The 16,932-nt window shown below is 71.0% G+C and carries 17 protein-coding genes; 11 read left to right on the top strand and 6 right to left on the bottom strand.

The features are described from left to right. Positions 1 to 4: 4 nt before the first annotated feature. Complete coding sequence (locus KV394_RS05585; protein ID WP_282187142.1) at positions 5 to 826, bottom strand: shikimate 5-dehydrogenase; 822 nt, start codon at positions 824 to 826, stop codon at positions 5 to 7. 504 nt (positions 827 to 1,330) lie between these two features. Between KV394_RS05585 and KV394_RS05590 the strand changes: the two genes are divergently transcribed. Then, positions 1,331 to 1,537, top strand: coding sequence for a cold-shock protein (locus KV394_RS05590; RefSeq protein WP_136034351.1), 207 nt, complete (start codon positions 1,331 to 1,333; stop codon positions 1,535 to 1,537). A 90-nt stretch (positions 1,538 to 1,627) separates the two neighbouring features. On the opposite strand, the gene KV394_RS05595 is transcribed toward KV394_RS05590, so the two are convergent. After that, positions 1,628 to 2,293: an HAD hydrolase-like protein gene (locus tag KV394_RS05595; protein ID WP_136034353.1), complete on the bottom strand. Its 666-nt coding sequence runs from the start codon at positions 2,291 to 2,293 to the stop codon at positions 1,628 to 1,630. Positions 2,294 to 2,449: 156 nt separating this feature from the next. On the opposite strand from KV394_RS05595, the gene KV394_RS05600 reads away from it, so the two are divergent. After that, the gene (locus KV394_RS05600) at positions 2,450 to 2,902 is read left to right on the top strand and encodes a response regulator (protein ID WP_247982505.1); all 453 of its coding nucleotides are present in this window, start codon (positions 2,450 to 2,452) and stop codon (positions 2,900 to 2,902) included. Between the two features lie 15 nt (positions 2,903 to 2,917). Here the strand turns inward: KV394_RS05600 and nucS are convergent, their stop codons facing one another. Both nucS and KV394_RS05610 read right to left on the bottom strand, forming a co-directional pair. Further along, positions 2,918 to 3,613, bottom strand: a complete 696-nt coding sequence (gene nucS, locus KV394_RS05605) for an endonuclease NucS (protein WP_136030957.1) — start codon at positions 3,611 to 3,613, stop codon at positions 2,918 to 2,920. Between the two features lie 40 nt (positions 3,614 to 3,653). Next, a complete protein-coding gene (locus KV394_RS05610; protein ID WP_247982506.1) occupies positions 3,654 to 4,613 on the bottom strand; it encodes a GAP family protein in 960 nt (319 codons plus the stop codon). 115 nt (positions 4,614 to 4,728) lie between these two features. Between KV394_RS05610 and KV394_RS05615 the strand changes: the two genes are divergently transcribed. After that, complete coding sequence (locus KV394_RS05615; RefSeq protein ID WP_247982507.1) at positions 4,729 to 5,937, top strand: sensor histidine kinase; 1,209 nt, start codon at positions 4,729 to 4,731, stop codon at positions 5,935 to 5,937. Continuing rightward, positions 5,934 to 6,581: a response regulator gene (locus KV394_RS05620; protein ID WP_247982508.1), complete on the top strand. Its 648-nt coding sequence runs from the start codon at positions 5,934 to 5,936 to the stop codon at positions 6,579 to 6,581. Before KV394_RS05615 ends, KV394_RS05620 begins: the two co-directional genes overlap by 4 nt. 3 nt (positions 6,582 to 6,584) lie before the next feature. On the opposite strand, the gene KV394_RS05625 is transcribed toward KV394_RS05620, so the two are convergent. Beyond that, a complete protein-coding gene (locus KV394_RS05625; protein WP_247982509.1) occupies positions 6,585 to 7,823 on the bottom strand; it encodes an MFS transporter in 1,239 nt (412 codons plus the stop codon). A gap of 62 nt (positions 7,824 to 7,885) precedes the next feature. Between KV394_RS05625 and KV394_RS05630 the strand changes: the two genes are divergently transcribed. Then, entirely contained in the window at positions 7,886 to 8,950 is a 1,065-nt protein-coding gene (locus KV394_RS05630; RefSeq protein ID WP_247982510.1) for a LacI family DNA-binding transcriptional regulator, read from the top strand. Between the two features lie 11 nt (positions 8,951 to 8,961). Here KV394_RS05630 and KV394_RS05635 read toward each other — a convergent pair whose 3' ends face one another. Next, positions 8,962 to 10,464: a hypothetical protein gene (locus KV394_RS05635; protein WP_247982511.1), complete on the bottom strand. Its 1,503-nt coding sequence runs from the start codon at positions 10,462 to 10,464 to the stop codon at positions 8,962 to 8,964. 118 nt (positions 10,465 to 10,582) lie between these two features. Between KV394_RS05635 and KV394_RS05640 the strand changes: the two genes are divergently transcribed. From KV394_RS05640 to mnhG, 6 genes are read left to right on the top strand one after another with little or no spacing between them, the layout of a single operon-like run. Continuing rightward, the gene (locus KV394_RS05640; protein WP_247982846.1) at positions 10,583 to 13,555 is read left to right on the top strand and encodes a Na+/H+ antiporter subunit A; all 2,973 of its coding nucleotides are present in this window, start codon (positions 10,583 to 10,585) and stop codon (positions 13,553 to 13,555) included. After that, positions 13,555 to 14,136 (top strand): Na(+)/H(+) antiporter subunit C, encoded by a 582-nt coding sequence (locus KV394_RS05645; RefSeq protein ID WP_136033094.1) that lies wholly within the window; start codon positions 13,555 to 13,557, stop codon positions 14,134 to 14,136. Before KV394_RS05640 ends, KV394_RS05645 begins: the two co-directional genes overlap by 1 nt. Beyond that, the gene (locus KV394_RS05650; RefSeq protein WP_136033097.1) at positions 14,133 to 15,686 is read left to right on the top strand and encodes a Na+/H+ antiporter subunit D; all 1,554 of its coding nucleotides are present in this window, start codon (positions 14,133 to 14,135) and stop codon (positions 15,684 to 15,686) included. Before KV394_RS05645 ends, KV394_RS05650 begins: the two co-directional genes overlap by 4 nt. Beyond that, positions 15,683 to 16,276 (top strand): Na+/H+ antiporter subunit E, encoded by a 594-nt coding sequence (locus KV394_RS05655; protein WP_136045762.1) that lies wholly within the window; start codon positions 15,683 to 15,685, stop codon positions 16,274 to 16,276. The genes KV394_RS05650 and KV394_RS05655 overlap by 4 nt, the downstream gene beginning before the upstream one ends. Further along, positions 16,273 to 16,542, top strand: coding sequence for a monovalent cation/H+ antiporter complex subunit F (locus KV394_RS05660; RefSeq protein ID WP_136033102.1), 270 nt, complete (start codon positions 16,273 to 16,275; stop codon positions 16,540 to 16,542). Before KV394_RS05655 ends, KV394_RS05660 begins: the two co-directional genes overlap by 4 nt. Continuing rightward, positions 16,539 to 16,928 (top strand): monovalent cation/H(+) antiporter subunit G, encoded by a 390-nt coding sequence (mnhG, locus tag KV394_RS05665; RefSeq protein ID WP_136036515.1) that lies wholly within the window; start codon positions 16,539 to 16,541, stop codon positions 16,926 to 16,928. Before KV394_RS05660 ends, mnhG begins: the two co-directional genes overlap by 4 nt. Positions 16,929 to 16,932: the final 4 nt, after the last annotated feature.

Below are 16,932 nucleotides of genomic sequence, written 5' to 3' on the forward strand. Positions count from 1 at the left end.
GGATTCATGCCCCGGATCGCATATAGTCTTCGGCGGCCTGGACCTGGACCCGCGTCGGGCGCACACCGGTGTAGAGCACGAACTGCTCGAGCGCCTGGAGGGTCGCGACCTCGGCACCGGTGATGACCGTGGCCCCCGCCGCACGCCCCGCAGCCACCACGGGGGTCTCCGCCGGCAGCGCGACCACATCGAACACCACCGTCGATGCCGCGATCGCCTGCTCGCTGAACGAGAGTGCGTGCTCCTCGGCCCCGCCCGCCATGCCGATCGGCGTGACGTTGACGAGCACGTCCGCTGTCGCCTCGCCGGGATCCGGACGCCAGTCGAATCCGTACTGGTCCGCGAGGGCACGCCCGCGGGCTTCGTTGCGGGCGACGATCGTGAGGTCGGTGAAGCCCCCGTCGCGGAAGGCCGCAGCGGTCGCCTTCGCCATGCCGCCCGAACCCCGCAGCAGCACAGACGACCGCGGGTCGATGCCGTTGCGGGCGATCAGGGTCGCGATCGCCGAGTAGTCGGTGTTGTAGGCGGTCAGTACCCCGTCATCGTTCACGATGGTGTTGACGGAGTCGATCGCGCGCGCGGAGGCGTCCATCCGATCGACGAGGGCGATGACATCCTCCTTATAGGGCATGGAGATCGCGCATCCGCGGATGCCGAGTCCGCGGACACCGGCGATCGCCTGGGCCAGATCGGTCGGCGCGAAGGCCTTGTAGATCCAGTTGAGCCCCAGTGCCTCGTAGAGGTGGTTGTGGAAGCGGGTTCCGTTGTTGCTGGGTCGCGCGGACAGCGAGATGCACAGCGTCATGTCCTTGTTCAGCATCGTCACCGCCTCAGGCTACCGGCGGCGAGGATCCGTGGCGGGAAAGGTCGTCCTCCCCTATGGTGAAGGTGCATGCACAGGGGATTGATCGTCTCCGTCTCTCCCCAGGAGACGGACGGCCCACCCCAGGGGCACGACGATCCGTGTATGCGATTGGGCCCTCTCGAGTAGTTCAGTCCCCAATGGGCTACTCGAGGGGGCCGCTCTCGTTCATTCTCCCACCGATTTTCGGATTTGTCCCCCAAAAGGGGGACAAGGAGGTCCGAAAGGGGTTAGGCTGTCTCTGACGCACCCTCCGGTCGTCTTCGGCCCTCATCGCTCCCCCCGCGGTGAGGGCCACACCATTTTCCGGGAGCGGATCGAGAGCCCCGCCGCGCTGGTCGCATGACGCTCATGCAACATTTGGATTACCTTCTTGCCTCTCCTATTGCCGCCGGGGTCGCCTCCACTAGCGTTAGCGATGTCGGTGCACCCCTGCGTCGGCTTCTAGATCAGCAGAACAGGCAGTACATGAGCACCCAGGGCACGGTCAAGTGGTTCAACTCGGAGAAGGGCTTCGGCTTCATCTCCCCCGACGACGGAGGCGCTGACGTCTTCGCGCACTACTCCGCCATCCAGTCATCCGGCTACCGGTCTCTCGACGAGAACCAGCGAGTCGAGTTCGATGTGGCGCAGGGTCCGAAGGGCCTGCAGGCAGAGAACATCCGCCCGCTCTGACGCGGACGACACCGGGACTCCCCGTCTGAAGAACGCACTCGAGCGTCCTTTCGACGGGGAGTTCCGTTTTCTGCGTCAGTGGTGACGGGCTCAGCCGAGCAGCAGGGCCCGCAGTTCGTCGACCGAGGCGACGCGGAACGCCGCGTCGTCTCCCTCGTGCGGGTCGCTGAAGCCCCACTCGACGAAGATCACGGGGACGCCGTTGGCCTTGCCGCCCTCGACATCATGATGGCGGTCGCCGACGAGGACGGGGCGTGACGTGTCGACGCCGAGCGCGCCCAGGCGGCGCAGGGCTTCGGCGACGATGTCGGTCTTCGACGCGAGCGTCGCCTCGTCCGGAGTCGCGCCGACGGTCGTGAGGAAGGCGGGCCGGAGACCGAAGTGGTCGACCAGCGCATCGACCTGGTTCTCCGGCTTGGAGCTCGCGGTCGCCTGCGGCACTCCCGCGGCATGCAGGTCGTGGATGAGCTCGGCGACACCGGGATACGTGCGCACGTCCGTGGTGTAACCGTCGGCCTTGCCCAGCGTGCGGTAGAACGCCACGGCCTCGGCGGACTCCGCGGGCGTCATGCCGGCCTGGTCCTGGAACGACTGGAACATGGGCGGCCCGATCCAGTGCACCAGTTCCTCCCGCGTCGGGGCGGGACGACCGAAGTGCGTGAGGGCGACGTGCAGCCGACGGAGGATGCCGACCGAGGCGTCGACGATCGTGCCGTCGACGTCCCAGAGCACGCAGGTGTATGGGGAGGGGGCCATCTCTCCAGCCTATGGGTCCGCGGACGCCTGCCCGGTCCTGCTGCACGGGTGTGCAGTCTCACGCGTGCTCCCCGGATCGCGTGGCCGCGGCGCGAACGGCGGAATGCTGCACCGTAGGGTCGTGACAGCGGCGGGAACGCGAGTGAGACTGGGGAGATGTTCGTGTCGATGGAAGTGATCACCATCCTGGGGTCGACGGTGACGATCATCGTCGCGATGGCAAGCGGCTTCGGCTGGCTCGTCACGCGGATGGATTCGCGGTTTGCGGCATCGGATGCGCGGATGGCTGAGCGGTTCGCGATGGTCGAGGGGCGGTTCTCGGGCATGGAAGAGCGGATGGATGCGCGGTTCGCGGCGTCGGATGCGCGGATGGATGCGCGGTTCGCGATGGTCGAGGGGCGGTTCTCGGGCATGGAAGAGCGGATGGATGCGCGGTTCGCGGCGTCGGATGCGCGGTTCGCGATGGTGGAGGAGCGATTCTCCGGCATGGACGCGCGCTTCGGGGCCCTAGAGGAACGGCTGACGGGGATCGAGCACGAGGTGACCGAGGTCAGGATCGCGGTCGCCCGGCTGGAAGGGCCACCGCGACGGCTGATCTCCGTGCGCTGACCGCGGCGAGCGGTGTCAGAACAGCCGGGGGATGCCCGACTCGATGCCCTTCATGTCGTCGTAGTCGAGCACCAGGCAGCGGATGCCGCGGTCTTCGGCGAGCACGCGGGCTTGCGGCTTGATCTCCTGCGCGGCGAAGACGCCCTGCACGGGGGAGAGGTGGGGGTCGCGGCCCAGCAGCTCCAGGTAGCGCGTCAGCTGCTCCACGCCGTCGATGTCGCCCCGGCGCTTGACCTCCACGGCGATCGCAGCGCCCTCCGCGTCACGCACCAGCAGGTCGACCGGACCGATGGCGGTCGGATACTCCCGGCGCACCAGGGTCGCGCCCTCGGCGATGAGCTCGACCTGCTCGGCCAGCAGGCGCTGCAGGTCGGCCTCGACGCCGTCCTTCTGCAGCCCGGGGTCGATGCCCAGTTCGTGCTGCGAGTCGTGGATGATCTCGTAGATCTGCACGCGCAGCGCATCGCCCGTCTTCTTGTGCGTGACGCGCCACACCTCGACGACGCCGGCGGTCGCCTCCTCCTCGCCCGGGACCTCCGTGGCGAGGGAGCAGGGCGGGCTCATCCAGTTGAGGGGCTTGTAGCTTCCCCCATCGGAGTGCACGAGCAGGCTCCCGTCGCCCTTGTGCACGAGCAGGCGCGTGGCGAGCGGGAGATGGGCGTTGAGCCGGCCGGAGTAGTCCACCGAGCAGCGGGCGATGACGAGACGCACCCGACGAGCCTACTTCGTCGCCGACGCTGCGCCGACCGGCTCAGAGGATCGAGCCGAGCGCGTCGAACAGCCCGAGCTCGGTGGCGGCCGACCGCGCGATCAGGAACCCGATGACGCCGATGATCCATGCCGTGTTCTCGGCGCCCGTGCGCTCCATCCACGCCGCGAAGCGCTCCAGCGGGCGCTGCACGAGCGGCGCCGCCACGAGCCGCAGCACCAGGAGGACGAGGGCGGGCGCGATCATGAGCGCGCAATAGCCGACCAGCGCGAGCACGCGGAACGGGGTGTCGACACCCGCGTCGGCGAGCATCGCCATGGCCACGAGGTAGGGGAGCATCGTGGCGACCTCGACGAGCCCCGCGGCGATCGCGACCGCCATCACCGCGAACCCTCGCGTGCGCGGGTCGAGCAGGCGTTCGCGCCACCGCAGGAGGCGTCCAGGGCGTGGGCGTGCGTGCCCCGTGGTCGCGGACTCGGGGCGTTCGAGAGCGGAACCCGTGGCGGCGACGGGCGAATCGGACGACGCGCCAATCCATCGCGGTTCGGGCTCCGGGTCGGAGGCGGCCGCTCGAAACAGCGGGGCCGGGTCGGGTGTCGCCGCGGAGGCGCGACCGGAGGCGGACGGCCTCCCGGTCCACGGCGACACCCGCGGCGGCTGCCGCTCCCCATCGCCGACCGCTGCGGGCTTCGAGGTGGGCATCGCGAACGCGGTGATCAGCAGCGCGACGCCCACCAGCAGCCGCGTGATCATCCCCGCCGGGGACGCGAGGAAGTCGGAGGCGACGTCCGCCAGGTTCACCAGTCCCCACAGGAACAGGAGCCCGACCGCCAGGTAAAACCCCGCGATCGTCACCAGATACAGCACGATGCGACCGGCTCGCACGCGCCCCGGGTGCAGCAGCAGGAAGACGGGGATCAGCAGGGTGCCCACGCTGAGCCCGTCGATGAGCGCCAGCACCGCGAGCGACAGGGGGAGGGGGAGTCCGCCGAAGAGTTCCATGCCTCCACCGTCGCGGCCGGCGCGGCCGGGCGGATCGGGCGAAAGTACCGTCTGCCGCACGACCCTCATCCCTTCGTCGGATGCGACCCCGCGGTCACCGTGGTTGCATGAGGTCATGCACGAACCGGGAGAGGGCGGTCTCGGCGCCTGGTATCGGCGCCACCGCTGGTGGGCGGATCCGCTCGGTGCACTGGTGCTCTCCGTGGTCATGGCCGCCTTCGGCTTCCACGGGCTCTGGGGCCCGTTCTCGCTGCTGTCGGACGACGTGTCGCCGTGGTGGGCGCTGGTACTCGCGGTTCCGGCGTGCGTGCTCTCGCTCGGCAAGGCACGACGGCCGTGGACGGTGCTGGTGCTGGTGGCGGTGCTGTTCCTCGCCGATCTGCTCACCGTGGGGGGCGTCGGCACCCTGGTCGTGCTGCTGGACGTGCTGTGGATGGCGGCGTTCCGCGCCGGACCGCGTGGCCGCCGCGTGCTCCTGATCTCTCTGGGCACGGCGACCGCGGCGCTGTTCTTCGCCGCACTGCTGTTCGCCGACGTCGACGTGCCGGTGGCCGTGCTGTTCGGCGTGCAGTTCGGGGCCATCTTCGGAACCGACTACTGGTGGGCGGTCGCGGTCTCGCAGGCGCACGAGCTGGCGGAGCTGCACCGTCAACGCGCCGAGGACGCCGCCGCCGCCGCGGAACGCGACCGCACCGAGGCAGTGCAGCGGGAGCGGGAGGCCATGGCGCGCGAGCTGCACGACGTGGTGGCCGGGCACGTGCTGGCGATGGCGATCCGGGCCGAGGCGGCGCTCGCGACGCGTCCGGACCGCTCCGACGACCGGGCGGCGCTGCGGGCCGTGCGCGACGCGGGCCTCGACGCGCACGGTGCCCTGCGGTCGATGATCTCGGTGCTGCGCCGCGGCGGCGGCCCGCTCATGCCCACGCCGAGCTGGGCCGACCTCGACGGCATCGTGCAGGAGGCGCGGCGGTCGGGGCTGACGGTCCGCCTCGACGCGGCGGAGCTCGGCGACCTCGGCGATCTCGGCGGGGGCGGCGAGCAGGCGGTCGTGCGGGTGGTGCGGGAGGCGCTCGGCAACTGCGTGCGGCACGCGCGGGGTGCGCAGGTCGAGGTGCGGATCGCACGCTCCGGCGACGAGACGCTGGTGCGGGTGCGGTCGCTCGGCGGGACGGCAGCGGTCGCCCCGATGCGACACGACAGCGAGGGGTGGGGGTTGCAGATGCTGCGGGAGCGGGTGGTGGCGCTGGGGGGCGCGTTCCAGGCGGGACCCGACGGCGACGGCTGGACCGTGGAGGCGCGGCTGCCGGCGGGAGCGCGGTCGTGAGCGCCCCGACGGTGCTGCTGGCGGACGACCACGGCGCGATCCGTGCGGGGCTGCGCATCATGCTCGAGACGCACGACATCGTGGTGGTGGGCGAAGCGGCCGATGGCGAGGTGGCCGTGCGCAACGCCGCCGCCCTGCGCCCCGACGTGGTGCTGATGGATCTGCGCATGCCGGGGCGCGACGGCGTCTCGGCCACGAGGGAGATCGTCGACCGGGGTCTGGCGGACGTGCTGGTGCTCACCAGCTTCGACGAGGACGAGCTCGTGCTCGCGGCGATCCGCGCCGGGGCCGTGGGGTTCCTGCTCAAGACCGTGGATGCGCCGACGCTGGTGCAGGCGGTGCGCGGGGTCGCGGCGGGTGAGGGCGCCCTCGACCCGCGCGTGACCAGGCGTGCGCTCGCCGCGGTGGCGGAGTCCGCGGTCGACGGTCCGCCCGCCGCCGCCACCCCCGCCCTGGGCGAGCTCACCGCGCGGGAGCAGGAGGTGCTCGACGGGATCCTGCAGGGCTGGTCGAACGCGCAGCTCGCCGCCCGGCTGCGCATCTCGGTGCCCACGGTGAAGACGCACGTGTCGAACGTGCTCGCGAAGCTGGGCGCGCGCAGCCGCTCGCACGCGGCGGCACTCGTCCGGGCGCGCGGCGGCTGAGCCTCAGCTCCGGGCGGCGGTCGTGGCGGGGGTCTTCTCGTCGTCGCGCAACGGGCGGGCTGCCCCGGAGAACAGCCCGGAGACCACGACCAGCGCGACCAGGATGAACAGCGTGTTGAGCAGGCCGATGTGCTCGCTGATCACGCCGAGCACGGGCGGGCCGCCGAGGAACGCGACGTAGCCGATCGTGGCTGCGGCGCTCACGCGGGCGGCGGCCTTGGCCGGGTCGTCGGCCGCGGCCGACATTCCGAGCGGGAACCCGAGCGAGGCGCCGACACCCCAGAGCGCGGCGCCGAGCAGCACGAGCGGCAGCGTCGGCGCGAGGATGAACAGCAGGATGCCGCTGGCGGCCGTCGCGGCGAGGATGCGCAGCACCAGCACCCGGCCGAAGCGGTCGACCAGGGGGCTGCCGAACAGGCGCACGACGGTCATGCCGGTCGAGAACACGGCGAGGGCGACGGCACCGGAACCCTCGGCGAGACCGTGGCCCTGCTCGGTGCCGAGGGCGATCCAGTCGTTCGCGCCGCCCTCGGCGAACGACATGCCGAGCATGACGGTTCCGAGCAGGTAGGTGCGCGGTTCGCGCCACGCCTCCAGCGCGGTGTGCAGGCGCTGGCGGAACGGCGGCTTCTCGTGCTCCTCCGGGTCGAGGGCCGCCTCTCGCACCGGCACCTGGAAGAAGCAGATCACCGCGATCACGGCGATCAAGACCCCGACGGAGATCGCGTGCGTGCCGACGTCGATGCGAAGGTGCGCCGCGAGCGCACCGATACCGGCGCCCAGGACGGTGCCGAAGCTGAAGAACGCGTGGAAGACGGGAAGGATCGTGCGGCCCATCTGCTGTTCGATCGCGGTGGCCTCGACGTTCATCATCACGTCGACGCAGCCGTTGCCGAAGCCGAACAGCACCATGCCGACCAGCACCAGGGGGACCGAGGCGAACACGGTGGCTCCGAGTCCGACGAGCGCGATGCCGGTGGCGAACGTGAGCATCGACAGGAGCATGCCGCGACGCGCACCCGTACGCGCCATGACCGCGGGGCTCGTGGAGATGCCGAGGATGGAGGCGATTCCCATGCCGAGCAGGATCAGTCCGACCTGCGCGTTGTCGAGACCGAGGGCCTCCTTGATACCCGGCACGCGCGATGCCCAGGTCGCGATCGAGAGGCCGCTGGCGAGGAAGATGGCGAAGATCGCGGTGCGCCAGCGCACGAACTGCGAGCGGGTGAGGGCGGTGTCCATGACCCACAGCCTATATCGAATCGATTCGACGCCGGAGTGCAGATCCCGGCTATCCTCGGAGTATGACCAGCAGGGAGACCCCGCGCCGACCCACGATCGCGGATGTCGCGCGCGAGGCGGGGGTCGCGACCTCCACCGCGTCCGTGGTCTTCAGCGGCAAGGCCAAGGTCGCCCCCGCCACGCGCGACCGCGTTCTCGCCGCGGCGACCGAGCTCGGCTACACCGGACCCGACCCCCGCGCCGCCTCGCTCCGTCGCGGCCGCAGCGGCATCGTCGCGGTCGTGCTGGAGGGCCACCTGCGGGCCGCGTTCCTCGACCCGGTGACGACCGCGATGATGGACGGTCTCACCGATGGACTCGCCGACCTCAGCGCCGGGATCCTGCTGATGCGCGACGAGCCGGGCGAGGACGGGTCCGCGATCGCGAGCGCCCCGGTCGACGCGGTCGTGCTGATCGGGTGCTCCGGGCGCACGCGGGCCTCACTCGAGATCGTGCGGGGGCGCGGCCTCCCCGTGGTGGTGATCGAGGGCGACGCCGGGCTCGACGTGCCGCGCATCACGCTCGACAACGTGGCCGCCTCCGCCGACGTCGCCCGGCACGTCCGCGACCTCGGGCACCGCGACGTCGCACTGGTCACGCTCGCGCTCGACGCCGACCGCGAGCGTACCCTCATCACGCCGGAGCGACTCGCCACCGCGACCGTCGACGTCACGGTCGACCGGCTCCGGGGCATGCGCGAGATCTTCCCCGACGCCCCGGCGATCTCGGCGTCGGGCAGCCTGATCGACGAGGGCATCCTGGTGGGCCGCATGCTGCTGTCCGACCCGGAGAAGCGTCCGACGGCCGTGCTCGCGCAGAGCGACCTGCTCGCGGTCGGCGTGATCCGCGCGGCGGAGGAGCTCGGGCTGCGCGTGCCGGAGGACCTGTCGGTGGCGGGGTTCGACGGCATCGCGCTGGACGGCCTGGGCGACCTCACGCTCACCACAAGCGTGCAGCCCGCGGTCGAGAAGGGTCGCGCGGCGGGGGAGCAGGTGGCGCGCATGCTCCGCGGGGAGCCGGGCGAGACGCAGGACCTCTCGTGCCGCTTCCGCGCGGGCACCACGACCGCGCCGCCCCCCGCGCGCTGAGCCGCCTGCCCTCAGGAGTGCGCGGGACCGAGGCGCAGCGCCGTCTCGCCGAAGTCCAGGATGCGGTACCGCCCGCACTCGATCGTCGCCACCGGTTCGACCCCGGCGGGCAGCTGCCACGGCACGGTCTGCGCGTCCTCCACCAGGAACGACACCTCGCCCACCGCGAAGTCCCGCCGGTCGACCAGCCAGGCGTAGCCGTTCAGCGCGTGGTCGACCTGCACCAGGCGTGACGGGTCGTCGAGGTGCAGCTTGGGCAGCCGCACGGTCCAGAACTGCCCGGCACCCGTGCGCCCCGATGCGTCGACCCAGTCGGTGACGCACGTCAGGTCGGCGTCGGGTGCCTGCGCGGCGGCCGCCAGTCGCGGCACGCTCAGTCCGGCGGCGAGGAACAGCAGGGCACCCAGCGCCGCGACCGCACCGCGCACGAGCCGGGACGACGGCAGCACGGCGCGCGGATCGGCGACCAGGGCCAGGACCGGCGCGAACGCCAGCGGCTGGAGGTATCGCGCGGCCTGGGTGCCGAGCGCCACCGCCCCGAGCAGCACCAGGGCGGGAGCAACCCACGCGACCGCGGCGACGAGCCGCACGCCGGGCGCCGATGCCCGCCGCATGCGCACCACCGCGAGGGCGAGGAGGGCGGCGGCCACGACCAGCGCGAGCACCCCCGGCGGCGTCGAGAGCCGGGCCGCGAACAGCCCGGCGTACAGCTCGAGCGACTCCCGCCAGCGCCACGGCTGCACGTAGCCGGCGCCCGTGTTCGCGATCCATGCCGAGAACGGAATGCGACAGAGGAAGCCGAGCAGCGTGCCGCCGAGCAGGGCAGCGCCGAGCAGCAGCGCGGGCCGCCGGCTCCGGACGGAGAACCCGAGCACGACCAGCACGGCCAGCAGCGGCACCGTGGCCCAGGCCGCGAACAGCGGATTGGTCAGCGTGGACACGGCGGCCGTCGCGCCGAGCGCCCAGAGCAGCACGACCCCGCCGCCCGGGCGGTCGAGGAAGCGGCGGGCCAGACCGACCGCGGCGACCGCTCCGATCGTGGTCGCGGCGTAGTAGGTGGTCGTGAGCGAGAGCGACGCGAGCTCGAGGGCATCGCGCGACGGCGACACCTCGGTGAACACGAGAAGCGCGAACACCCCGAGCGCCGCGAGCGACCACGCGACCGGGGCGGCACCCGCGCGGCGACGACCGGCGACGAGCCGCGCCACGCCGTAGAACCCGAGCAGGTTGACCACCGCGTTCACCGCGAGCAGGCCATCGACGTCGAGCGGCAGCAGCGCGCCGAGGGCGACGTGCACGGCGGACTCCGGAAGGAACAGCACGCTCGACAGCGCCCACTCGCCGACCCCGCCGCCGTCGAGGACCGCGCGCGAGATCAGTCCCACGACCAGGGAATCCCCGTCACGGAAGAGCAGCGAGGAGCGGGGCGATGCGGCGAGCTGACCCGCCGCGACGAGGGCGATCGCGAGGGCCGTGAGCCACCCCGCCAGCTCCCTCCGTGCGCCCCCGTGCATGCGAACACTCTGGCACGTCGCGCAGACCCGCGAACCGCCCGGCCCCATCATCCCGGTAAACTGGACGGACACCGCCCGCCTGAGCCGCAAGGCCGACGAGCCCCGAGGAGCCGCGTATATGCTGATGCTCCTCGCCGTGTTCCTCCTCGGGTCGCTGCTGTTGCCCGTTCTGGTGCGCTGGCTGGGAGCACAGGCTTTCGCCGTCGCCGCGCTCGTCCCCGCCGCCGCGTTCGTGCACGCGCTGGTGCTCACGCCGCAGGTGCTCGACGGCCCTGTGCCGTTCGAGTCCGTGCCGTGGATCCCGCAGCTCGGGCTCTCGCTCTCCATGAACATGGACGTGCTCGGGTGGGTCCTCACCCTGATCGTGACCGGCGTCGGCGCGCTCGTGCTGCTCTACTGCCGCTGGTACTTCCACGACGACGCGGCCGGCATCGGCCAGTTCGCCGGGGTGCTGCTCGGCTTCGCCGGCGCGATGTACGGCCTCGTGCTCACCGACGACCTGGTGATGCTCGTGATGTTCTGGGAGGTGACGAGCATCCTCTCGTACCTCCTGATCGGGCACTACCGCCGCCGCGCCGCCAGCCGTCGAGCCGCGCTCCAGGCTCTGCTGGTGACGACCCTCGGCGGCCTGGTGATGTTCGTCGGCGTCGTGCTGCTCGTCGTGGACGCCGGCACGTCGAGCATCCGCGAGATCCTCGCGCTCGCCCCCACCGGGCCCCTGATCGACGCCGCCATCGTGATGCTGCTGATCGGCGCCATCAGCAAGTCGGCGCTGTTCCCGTTCCACTTCTGGCTCCCCGGTGCGATGGCCGCCCCCACGCCGGTCAGCGCCTACCTGCACGCCGCCGCGATGGTGAAGGCCGGCATCTACCTCATCGCGCGCTTCGCCCCGATCTTCGCGCTGAGCGCCACCTGGCGACCGATCATCATCAGCCTCGGCATCCTCACCATGCTGCTCGGCGGGATCCAGGCGCTGCGCGAGACCGACCTCAAGCGCGTGCTCGCCTTCGGCACCGTCAGCCAGCTGGGGTTCTTCGCCGTCGTGGTCGGCTACGGCACGCAGGCCGCCGCCCTCGCCGGACTCGCGCTCGTGATCGGGCACGCCCTGTTCAAGTCGGCGCTGTTCCTGATCGTCGGCGTGATCGACCGGCAGCTCTCCACGCGTGACATCACCGAGCTCTCCGGGGTCGGACGGCAGGCGCCGGTCATGGCGACCGCGGCCTTCATCTCGGTCGCGTCGATGGCGGGCATCGCGCCCACCATCGGCTTCGTCGCCAAGGAGTCCACGCTCACGGCGCTCCTGGATGACGCGCAGGGCGGCTCGATCTGGGGACTCGTGGCGCTGATCGGGGTCGTCCTCGGTTCCATGCTCACCGCGGCATATGGCGTGCGCTTCCTGTGGGGAGCGTTCTGGACCAAACGCGACGACCGCGGCGACCGGCTGCTCGACACCGCCTGGCCCGACCCGCCCGTCGGCTTCCTCTCCGCGCCGATCATCCTCGCCGGGGTCACCCTCGCGGCGGGCATCGGCGCCCCCGCGCTCGACATCGCCCTGCAGCCCTACGCGCTCACCGCGAACCCCGGCCTCGACCACGAGGGCGCCGCCGTCGAAGGCCCCGGTCACCTCGCGCTCTGGCACGGGTTCGAACCAGCGCTCGGGATCTCGATCCTCACGGTCCTGCTGGGGATCGGGCTGTTCCTGCTCACGCGACGCAGCGGCTGGGACCGTCGCCCGCGCCTGCTGCCCTTCACCGCCGCCGACGCCTACTACCTCGTGATGCGCGGCATCGACCGGCTGTCCGTGCTCAGCACCACCCTCACGCAGCGCGGCTCGCTGCCCGTCTACGTCGGCACGATCTTCGTGGTGTTCGTCGCGGCCGAGGTCACCGCGCTCATCGCGAGCGACATCGACCGCTACCAGCTGTCGCTCTGGCACACCCCGGCACAGCTCGCGGTCGCGCCGATCATGGCCGTCGCGGGCGTGGTGGCGGTGCGCGCCAGGAAGCGGTACACCGGCGTCGTGCTCGCCTCGGTCACGGGTCTCGGCATGGTCGTGCTCTTCGCGACCAGCGGCGCACCCGACCTCGCGCTCACGCAGATCCTCGTCGAGACGGTCACCATGGTCACGTTCGCCCTGGTGCTGCGGCGGCTCCCCGCGCGGATGGGCGAGCACAACGCCTCGGTCAGCCGCATCCCCCGGGCGCTGCTCGGCTTCGGCGTCGGCCTCACCATGGCGTTCGTCGCGATCGTGGCCACCCAGTCGCGCGTCGCCGACCCGATCTCGGAGATCTTCCCGCAGATCGCCTACGAGATCGGCCACGGCAAGAACGTGGTGAACGTGGCCCTGGTCGACCTGCGCGGCTGGGACACGATGGGCGAGCTGTCGGTGCTCGTGCTCGCGGCGACCGGTGTCGCCTCCCTCGTCTTCGTGACCCACCGCGCCGATCTGCTCGCCGCCACCAAGACCCTGCCGCGCTCCGTGCGCAAGGCCGCCCGCAGCCGTCCGCTCGTCGAGACCACCGACGGCGTGCGCTTCCAGACGTCCGAGAACCGCAGCGCCCCGCGCGCCTGGCTGGTCGGCGGACAGAAGATGAAGCCGGAGAACAGGTCGATCCTGCTCGAGGTCATCGTGCGCATCCTGTTCCACACCATCATCGTGGTGTCGATCTTCCTGCTGTTCGCGGGTCACAACCTGCCGGGCGGCGGCTTCGCCGGCGGACTCGTCGCGGGCATGGCGCTCGTGATGCGCTACATCGCCGGCGGCCGCTGGGAGCTCGGTGCCGCCGCACCCACCGACGCCGGACGCCTGCTCGGGGCGGGCCTCATCCTCGCGGTCGGCACGGCCGTGGTGCCGCTGTTCTTCGGGATGGCCCCGCTCACCAGCACCTTCTGGGAGTGGGAGATCCCGGGCATCGGTCACATGGAGTTCGTCACCTCCACGATCTTCGACGTGGGTGTGTACCTCGTGGTGATCGGGCTCGTGCTCGACGTGCTGCGCAGCCTCGGCGCCGAGGTGGACCGGCAGTCCGCGCTCCGCCCCGGTCAGAGCACCGCGATCGACTTCACCTCGCGGACAGGGGGGAACGGCTGATGGACGTCTCCCTGGCCCTCATCGCGATCATGGCCGTGCTCTTCGCGTGCGGCGTCTACGCGATGCTCGAGCGCAGCCTGACCCGGGTGCTGATCGGCTTCCTGCTGCTCGGCAACGCCACGAACCTGCTGCTGCTGATCGTGATGGGCGTGCCGGGCAACGCCCCCTTCTTCGGCACGAACGGCGACCTCAGCGATCCGCTCCCGCAGGCTCTGACCCTCACCGCCATCGTGATCACCTTCGCGGTGTCGGCGTTCCTGCTCGCCCTCATCTACCGCTCCTGGCAGCTCGGCCAGGCCGACACGGTCGAGGACGACGAGGCCGACATCGCCCTGCGCGAGCGCACCGACGCCGACGAAGACCTCATGGACGACGAGTCGGAGACCGACGACGACGAGGCGACCACCGACTTCGTCGGCGTGCAGACCGCGCCCATCACGGTGCTGCACATGCGGGACCACCCCGACATCCACGACGACGCCCCCTACGACTCGCCGTACAGCGCGCAGCGGGAGGACGAACCCGAACCCGAGGCCGACGAGGATCCAGACCACACGACAGACGGGGAGGGCAGGTCATGACCACGCTCGTCCCGCTCCTGGTCGCCCTGCCGCTGCTGGGCGCCGCGGTCACCCTCGTGTTCGGGCGCAATGCCCGTCTCCAGGTGCTCGTCACGGTCGCCACCCTCGCGATCGTCTCGGTCATCGCCGCGGTGCTGCTGGTCGTGGTCGATGCGGGATCCCCGCTCGCGGTCTCGGTCGGCGGGTGGCCGGTGCCGTTCGGCATCGTGCTCTACGTCGACCGGCTCGCCGCGCTGCTCGTGCTCGTGTCGAGCGTCGTGCTGCTCGCGGTCCTCCTCTTCTCGATCGGTCAGGGCGTCGCCGACGGCGCGGACGAGACCCCGATCTCGATCTTCAACCCCTCCTACCTGATCCTCGCGGCGGGCATCTTCAACGCCTTCATCGCGGGCGATCTGTTCAACCTCTACGTCGGCTTCGAGATCCTGCTCGTCGCGTCGTACGTGCTGATCACGCTGGGCAGCACCGAGTCGCGCATCCGCACGGGTGCGGTGTACATCGTGGTCTCGCTCGTGTCGTCGATCCTGTTCCTCGCCTCGATCGCGATGATCTACGGCGCCCTCGGCACCGTGAACATGGCGCAGATCGCCGAGCGCATGTCGGAGCTGCCGCAGGACACGCAGCTCGTGCTGCACCTGATGCTCGTGGTCGCCTTCGGCATCAAGGCCGCCATCTTCCCCGTCTCCTTCTGGCTGCCCGACTCCTACCCGACCGCCCCGGCCCCGGTCACGGCGGTGTTCGCCGGACTGCTGACGAAGGTCGGCGTGTACGCGCTGATCCGCACCGAGACGCAGCTCTTCGCCTCCAACAGCATCGACACGCTGCTGCTCATCATCGCGCTGGCGACCATGGTCGTCGGGGTGCTGGGTGCCGTGGCGCAGGCCGAGCTGAAACGGATCCTGTCGTTCACGCTCGTGAGCCACGTGGGCTACATGATCTTCGGCCTGGCGATCGCGACGCCTGCGGCGATCGGCGCCACGGTGTACTACATCGTGCACCACATCGTGGTGCAGACCACCCTCTTCCTCGCCGTGGGACTCATCGAGCGTCGGGCGGGAAGCACCTCGATCCTGCGGGTGAAGGGGCTGCTCAAGATCGCGCCCGTGATCGCGGTGCTGTACTTCATCCCCGCGATCAACCTCGGCGGTCTGCCCCCGTTCTCCGGGTTCATCGGCAAGTTCGCGCTGTTCGAGGCCGCCGCCTCCGTGGGAACGCCCCTGATGATCGTGCTGATCTTCGGCGGCATCATCACCTCGCTGCTCACGCTGTACGCGCTCATGCGAGCGTGGAACCTGGCGTTCTGGCGCGAGGAGGAGGACTCCACCGAGACCGAGGGACGCATCTCCTACCTGACGGGCGCACCCGCGGCCGACGAGCAGCAGGAGACCAGGCGCATCCCGAAGATCATGACGGTCGCCACCGCGGGCATGGTCACCGTCACGGTGGCCCTGACGATCTTCGCCGGTCCGCTGTACGCTCTGTGCGATCGCATCGGGGCTGGCCTGCTGCAGCCGGTCAACCTCGTCCAACTGGAAGACGAGGTGGAGGGATGAGGCCGGAGACGCGGCGCCTGTGGCGCGACATCGGCATGCAGCTGCCGTTCCTCGCCTGGCTGATCGTGCTGTGGATGCTGCTGTGGGCGCAGTTCACCGTGCTCGCGTTCCTGACCGGGCTCGTGGTCGCGATCTTCGTGACGCGCGTGTTCCGGCTGCCGACGGTCGAGCTGTCCGGCCGCGTGAACCTCTGGTACGCCGCGCTGTTCATCGTGCAGTTCCTCTGGGCAGTGCTGCGCGGCGCCCTGTCGGTCACGGTGCAGGTGTTCGACTTCCGCCGGCAGCCGGGCACCGCGATCGTCGCCGTGCCCCTGCGGTACGCGGACGACCTCGTCATGACGCACGTCGCGGTGGTGTCGTCGCTGATCCCCGGTTCGCTCGTGGTGGAGGCCGACCGTGACCGGCGCATCCTCTACCTGCACGTGATCGGCGTGCGCAGCAAGGAAGACGTCGAGGAGCAGCGGCAGGGGGTGCTCGGCTGGGAGAAGCGGGTCGTGCGCGCGCTGGGCGACCCGTCGCAGTACCGCCGCCTCAAGGCCGACGAGCGCGCGGGTCGCATCGATCCGGCCAGGGTGGGGGGTGCCCGATGAACGTGCTGCTCCTGGTGATCATGGCGGTGTTCGGTGTCGCCGCGATCCTCGCCGTCATCCGCATCGTGCGTGGACCGTCGATCCTCGACCGCGCGGTCGCCGCCGACGTGCTGCTCACCGAGGTCATGTGCGTGCTGGGCGCGGAGATGGCGATCAACGGCCACACCCGCAACATCCCGGTGCTGCTGATCATCGCCGCCGTCGGCGTGTTCGGGTCGATCGCGGTCGCCCGGTTCGTCGCGAGAAGGGACAACACGACGCCATGAACGTGTTCGGCCTGATGATCCCCGACGCCGTGATCGACGTCGCGGTGCTGGTGCTGATCCTGATCGGTGCGCTGCTGTGCCTCTCCGCCGCGGTGGGGCTGCTGCACTTCCGCGACGTGCCGACACGGTTGCACGCCGCGACCAAGCCGCAGGTGCTCGGGCTGCTGGTGATCTGCGTGGCGATCGCGCTGTCGCAGCGGTCGATCGGCGGCGTGCTGTTCGGCCTGGTGCTGGTCGCCCCGGTGGTGCTGATGCAGTTCGCCACGGCGCCCCTGTCCGCGCACATGGTCGGACGGCAGGCGTATCGCAACGGCACGATCGAGCAGCGCGGGCTCGTGGTGGACGAGCTCGCCGAGTCCAAGCAGACGCCGCCCGCCGCGGGCTGACCTC

This window comes from Microbacterium sufflavum (genome assembly GCF_023101165.1).
Classification (GTDB): domain Bacteria; phylum Actinomycetota; class Actinomycetes; order Actinomycetales; family Microbacteriaceae; genus Microbacterium; species Microbacterium sufflavum.

Bases quoted from the DNA above. Each gene is read 5' to 3' on its own strand.
- KV394_RS05590 (WP_136034351.1), top strand. From the start codon at position 1,331: ATGAGCACCCAGGGCACGGTCAAGTGGTTCAACTCGGAGAAGGGCTTC.
- KV394_RS05615 (WP_247982507.1), top strand. From the start codon at position 4,729: ATGCACGAACCGGGAGAGGGCGGTCTCGGCGCCTGGTATCGGCGCCAC.
- KV394_RS05655 (WP_136045762.1), top strand. From the start codon at position 15,683: ATGAGGCCGGAGACGCGGCGCCTGTGGCGCGACATCGGCATGCAGCTG.
- KV394_RS05630 (WP_247982510.1), top strand. From the start codon at position 7,886: ATGACCAGCAGGGAGACCCCGCGCCGACCCACGATCGCGGATGTCGCG.
- KV394_RS05610 (WP_247982506.1), bottom strand. From the start codon at position 4,613: ATGGAACTCTTCGGCGGACTCCCCCTCCCCCTGTCGCTCGCGGTGCTG.
- KV394_RS05600 (WP_247982505.1), top strand. From the start codon at position 2,450: ATGTTCGTGTCGATGGAAGTGATCACCATCCTGGGGTCGACGGTGACG.
- KV394_RS05645 (WP_136033094.1), top strand. From the start codon at position 13,555: ATGGACGTCTCCCTGGCCCTCATCGCGATCATGGCCGTGCTCTTCGCG.
- KV394_RS05625 (WP_247982509.1), bottom strand. From the start codon at position 7,823: ATGGACACCGCCCTCACCCGCTCGCAGTTCGTGCGCTGGCGCACCGCG.
- KV394_RS05635 (WP_247982511.1), bottom strand. From the start codon at position 10,464: ATGCACGGGGGCGCACGGAGGGAGCTGGCGGGGTGGCTCACGGCCCTC.
- KV394_RS05640 (WP_247982846.1), top strand. From the start codon at position 10,583: ATGCTGATGCTCCTCGCCGTGTTCCTCCTCGGGTCGCTGCTGTTGCCC.
- KV394_RS05595 (WP_136034353.1), bottom strand. From the start codon at position 2,293: ATGGCCCCCTCCCCATACACCTGCGTGCTCTGGGACGTCGACGGCACG.
- KV394_RS05660 (WP_136033102.1), top strand. From the start codon at position 16,273: ATGAACGTGCTGCTCCTGGTGATCATGGCGGTGTTCGGTGTCGCCGCG.
- KV394_RS05650 (WP_136033097.1), top strand. From the start codon at position 14,133: ATGACCACGCTCGTCCCGCTCCTGGTCGCCCTGCCGCTGCTGGGCGCC.
- mnhG (WP_136036515.1), top strand. From the start codon at position 16,539: ATGAACGTGTTCGGCCTGATGATCCCCGACGCCGTGATCGACGTCGCG.